This window comes from Methylobacterium sp. WL120, from assembly GCF_008039465.1.
Taxonomy (GTDB): Bacteria; Pseudomonadota; Alphaproteobacteria; order Rhizobiales; family Beijerinckiaceae; genus Methylobacterium; species Methylobacterium cerastii.
The window spans coordinates 1-4,220 of record NZ_VRUT01000256.1; the positions used below are offsets into that span (position 1 = coordinate 1).

Sequence of the window (4,220 nt, forward strand, 5' to 3'; positions counted from 1 at the left end):
GCTTACGGCGCGCCTACTCGGCGGCGGGCTGCGCGACCGCCCCGCGGGACGCCGGCGGCTTCCCGGCCGGGCGGCGGGCGAGCACGTCGCGCAGGAAGCGCCCGGTATGGCTCGCCTTCGACGCGGCGATCTGCTCGGGCGTGCCTTCGGCCACCACCACGCCGCCGCCGTCGCCGCCCTCCGGCCCCATGTCGATCACCCAGTCGGCGGTCTTGATGACCTCGAGGTTGTGCTCGATCACCACGACGGTGTTGCCCTGGTCGACGAGCTCGTGGAGCACCTCCATCAGCTTGGCGACGTCGTGGAAGTGCAGGCCGGTGGTCGGCTCGTCGAGGATGTAGAGGGTGCGCCCGGTCGAGCGCTTCGACAGCTCCTTGGAGAGCTTCACCCGCTGCGCCTCGCCGCCCGACAGGGTGGTGGCCTGCTGCCCGACGCTGACGTAGTCGAGCCCGACGCGCTTCAGGGTCTCCATCTTCTCGCGGATCGTCGGCACCGCCTTGAACAGGTCGGCGGCCTCCTCGACGGTCATGTCGAGCACGTCGGCGATGGACTTGGCGCGGTACTTCACCTCCAGCGTCTCGCGGTCGTAGCGCTTGCCCTTGCACACGTCGCAGGTGACGTAGACGTCGGGCAGGAAGTGCATCTCGATCTTGATGACGCCGTCGCCCGAGCACGCCTCGCAGCGGCCGCCGCGCACGTTGAACGAGAACCGCCCCGGCTGGTAGCCGCGGGCCTTGGCCTCGGGCAGGCCGGCGAACCAGTCGCGGATCGGGGTGAAGGCGCCGGTATAGGTCGCCGGGTTCGAGCGCGGGGTGCGCCCGATCGGCGACTGGTCGATGTCGATGACCTTGTCGAGGTGCTCCAGGCCTTCGAGCCGGTCGAACGGCGCCGGGTGCTCCAGCGCGCCGTTCAGGCGCTTGGCCACCGCCTTGTAGAGCGTGTCGATGATCAGCGTGGACTTGCCGCCGCCCGAGACGCCGGTGACGCAGGTGAAGGTGCCGAGCGGAATCTCGATGTCCACGTTCTTCAGGTTGTTGCCGCGGGCGCCGAACACGCCGAGCTTGCCCTTGCGCCCTTTGCGCCGCGCCGTCGGGGTCCGCACGGACTTCTCGCCGGTGAGGTACTTGGCGGTGAGCGATTCGGGATGCGCCAGCACCTCCGCGGGCGTGCCCTGCGCGATGATCCGGCCGCCGTGGATGCCGGCGCCCGGCCCGACGTCGACGACGTAGTCGGCCTGGAGGATCGCGTCCTCGTCGTGCTCGACCACGATCACCGAGTTGCCGAGGTCGCGCAGCCGCTTCAGCGTGCCGAGCAGGCGCTCGTTGTCGCGCTGGTGCAGGCCGATCGAGGGCTCGTCGAGCACGTAGAGCACGCCGGTGAGGCCCGAGCCGATCTGCGAGGCCAGCCGAATGCGCTGGCTCTCGCCGCCCGACAGCGTTCCCGAGCCGCGGGCCAGCGTCAGGTATTCGAGGCCGACGTCGACGAGGAAGGACAGGCGGTCGCGGATCTCCTTCAGGATCCGCACCGCGATCTCGTTCTGCTTGGCGGTGAGCCTGGCCGGCAGCTCCGAGAACCAGCGGTGGGCCTCGCTCACCGAGAGCGCGGTGACCGCGCCGACATCCTCCATCGCGACCTTGACGGCCAGCGCCTCGACCTTCAGCCGCTTGCCGCCGCAGGCGGCGCAGGGGGTCTCGCTCATGAAGCGCGAGATCTCGTCACGGGCGGCGTCGCTCTCGGTCTCCTTGTAGCGGCGCTCCAGGTTCGGGATCACGCCCTCGAACGGCTTGTTGACGGCGTACTTGCGCATGCCGTCGTCGTAGTCGAAGCGGATCGTCTGCTTGCCCGAGCCGTAGAGGATGATCGCGCGGGCCGCCTCGGGAAGCCGCGACCAGGCCGTGTCGGTCTTGAAGCCGTAATGCCGGGCCAGCGCGTCGAGCGTCTGCCCGTAATAGGGCGAGGTGGACTTGGCCCAGGGGCCGATGGCGCCGCGCTTGAGGGTGAGCGCCTCGTCGGAGATCACCAGCTCGGCGTCGATCCGCATCTCGTGGCCGATGCCGCCGCAGGTCGGGCAGGCGCCGAACGGGTTGTTGAAGGAGAACAGCCTCGGCTCGATCTCGGCGATGGTGAAGCCCGAGACCGGGCAGGCGAAGCGCGACGAAAGCGTGATCTTCTCTCTGCTCTCGCCCTCGGGCACGTCGGCGAACTCGATGTCGGCGATGCCGTCGGCGAGCTCGAGCGCGGTCTCGAAGGAATCGGCGAGCCGGGCGGCGATGTCGGCCCGCACCACGATCCGGTCGACCACCACGTCGATGTCGTGCTTGAGCTTCTTGTCGAGCTTCGGCACGTCGTCGATCGGGTAGTACTCCCCGTCGATCCGCAGGCGCTGGAAGCCCTTCTTCTGGAACTCGGCGATCTCCTTGCGGTACTCGCCCTTGCGGCCGCGGACGACGGGCGCGAGCAGGTAGAGCCGGCTCTTCTCGGGCAGCGCCAGGACGCGGTCGACCATCTGCTGGACCGTCTGGCTCTCGATCGGCAGGCCGGTGGCGGGCGAGTACGGAATGCCGACGCGCGCCCAGAGCAGGCGCATGTAGTCGTAGATCTCGGTGACGGTCCCCACGGTGGAGCGCGGGTTCTTCGAGGTGGTCTTCTGCTCGATCGAGATCGCCGGCGAGAGCCCGTCGATCTGGTCGACGTCGGGCTTGGACATCATCTCCAGGAACTGGCGCGCATAGGCCGAGAGCGACTCGACGTAGCGGCGCTGCCCCTCGGCGTAGATCGTGTCGAAGGCGAGCGACGACTTGCCCGAGCCCGAGAGCCCGGTGAACACCACGAGCTTGTCGCGCGGGATCGTCAGGTCGACGTTCTTGAGGTTGTGCTCGCGCGCGCCGCGCACCGAGATCACCCGCCGGTCGCGCTCGGCCGGCGTCTCGCGGTCGAACAGGCGCTCGAGCTTCGCGTCGATGCCGGCCTCGGCCTCGACGGCCGGGTTCGCCTTCGCGGGCTTCCCGGCCGCCGGCGCCTTGGTTGCGGGGGGCTTCGCTGCGGAAGTCGTCGCTGCGGAAGTCTTCGCTGCGGAAGTCTTGCCGGCAGGCGTCTTCCCGGCGGAGTTCTTCCCGGCGGGCGTCTTGGCGGCGACGGCTTTGGCCATGGCGGGGGCGGTCTTTCGAGGCGTCGACGCGGGCGGGATCCGGCGATCGCGAATGCGACCGCCGCGCCGGGTCATGTCGTCCGTCCGAAGCCTTCGGCAAGGTGCGGCGGGCGGGACGCAGGCCCGGCATGCTTGCGCGTCTGCTAGAACGAAACGCGTACGCGGGCAACTCGCCAGCCGTTCCGGGCCGCCGCCGCGCACGCCACGCCCGCCTGGGCCCGGCGCCGAGGCGTGGCCGCTTCCCGGCTTACTGCATCGCCTTCGTCATCGCCTCGGAGGAGGAGGCCTTCGGGTTGGCCTTGCAGTAGGCGCGCATCTTGGCGTCGAGCGCGGAGGCCTGGGGGTCGGCGGCGATCATCGCCTTGTCGGCGGGGCTGAGCGAGGCCTGCGCCTGCGCGTCGGCCTTGAGATAGTCGGCGCAGCTCATGTCGCCGGTCTGGGCTTGGGCGGCGGCGAGGCCGGCGATCAGCAGGCTCGCTGCGAGGAGGGTACGGGTCATGATCGCCTCGGAGTTGGACGGACCCGGAACCGTCGCGCGGTCGCGAGCGACTCCTCCGTAGGACGACACCGCACCCGGCGTCCGTCGCCGACCTTGCCCAGGCGTCCGGAAAGCATGACGGCCCGTCCCAAACCGGCCTGCCGGACTGAGGAAGCCTGCGGTTGTATCGATTGGTGTGCTGAAATATCGAGCTGATCTTAGATTGCAACCGCCTGTTTACCACCTGCGGCTTTATCATTTGTCAAAGCCTTGTGCGAATGAAGGATTGGCAAGCGGATGACGACCGGTGTTCTGATGTCCTTGCGCGGCCGCATCGTGGCGGTCGCGCTGGCACCTTGCCTCGCCTTCGCCGCGGTGGCCGGGGTCGCGATCGCGGACCGGATGGCGCAGCGCGCCGAAGTGGTCCAGGTCGAGGACCTGGTCGGCCTCGCCTCGCGGATCAGCGCCTTCGTCCACGAGGGCCAGCGCGAGCGCGGCGGCTCCAGCCTGTTCCTCGCCTCGAAGGGCACGCAGTTCAAGGCCGAGCTCGTCGCCCAGCGCGCGCGCACCGACGCCGCCCGCCAGGGCCTGGCC

General features: G+C 69.6%; 3 protein-coding genes. 1 reads left to right on the forward strand and 2 read right to left on the reverse strand.

Annotation, left to right across the window (positions count from 1 at the left end):
• Positions 1-13: 13 nt before the first annotated feature.
• Together uvrA and FV229_RS25635 are read right to left on the reverse strand one after the other, a co-directional pair.
• A complete protein-coding gene (gene uvrA, locus FV229_RS25630) occupies positions 14-3,148 on the reverse strand; it encodes an excinuclease ABC subunit UvrA (protein ID WP_246686103.1) in 3,135 nt (1,044 codons plus the stop codon).
• A 247-nt stretch (positions 3,149-3,395) separates the two neighbouring features.
• Positions 3,396-3,647 carry a hypothetical protein gene (locus FV229_RS25635; RefSeq protein ID WP_147754629.1) on the reverse strand — a complete coding sequence of 84 codons (252 nt, stop codon included), beginning with the start codon at positions 3,645-3,647 and terminating at the stop codon, positions 3,396-3,398.
• A 276-nt stretch (positions 3,648-3,923) separates the two neighbouring features.
• Here FV229_RS25635 and FV229_RS25640 point away from each other — a divergent pair.
• Positions 3,924-4,220, forward strand: a 297-nt coding sequence (locus FV229_RS25640) for a nitrate- and nitrite sensing domain-containing protein (protein ID WP_187275287.1), incomplete at its 3' end; no start/stop codon positions are given.

What these genes read in the sequence shown, in the direction of transcription:
- FV229_RS25635 (WP_147754629.1), bottom strand. Translation starts at nt 3,647, where the DNA reads ATGACCCGTACCCTCCTCGCAGCGAGCCTGCTGATCGCCGGCCTCGCC.
- uvrA (WP_246686103.1), bottom strand. Translation starts at nt 3,148, where the DNA reads ATGGCCAAAGCCGTCGCCGCCAAGACGCCCGCCGGGAAGAACTCCGCC.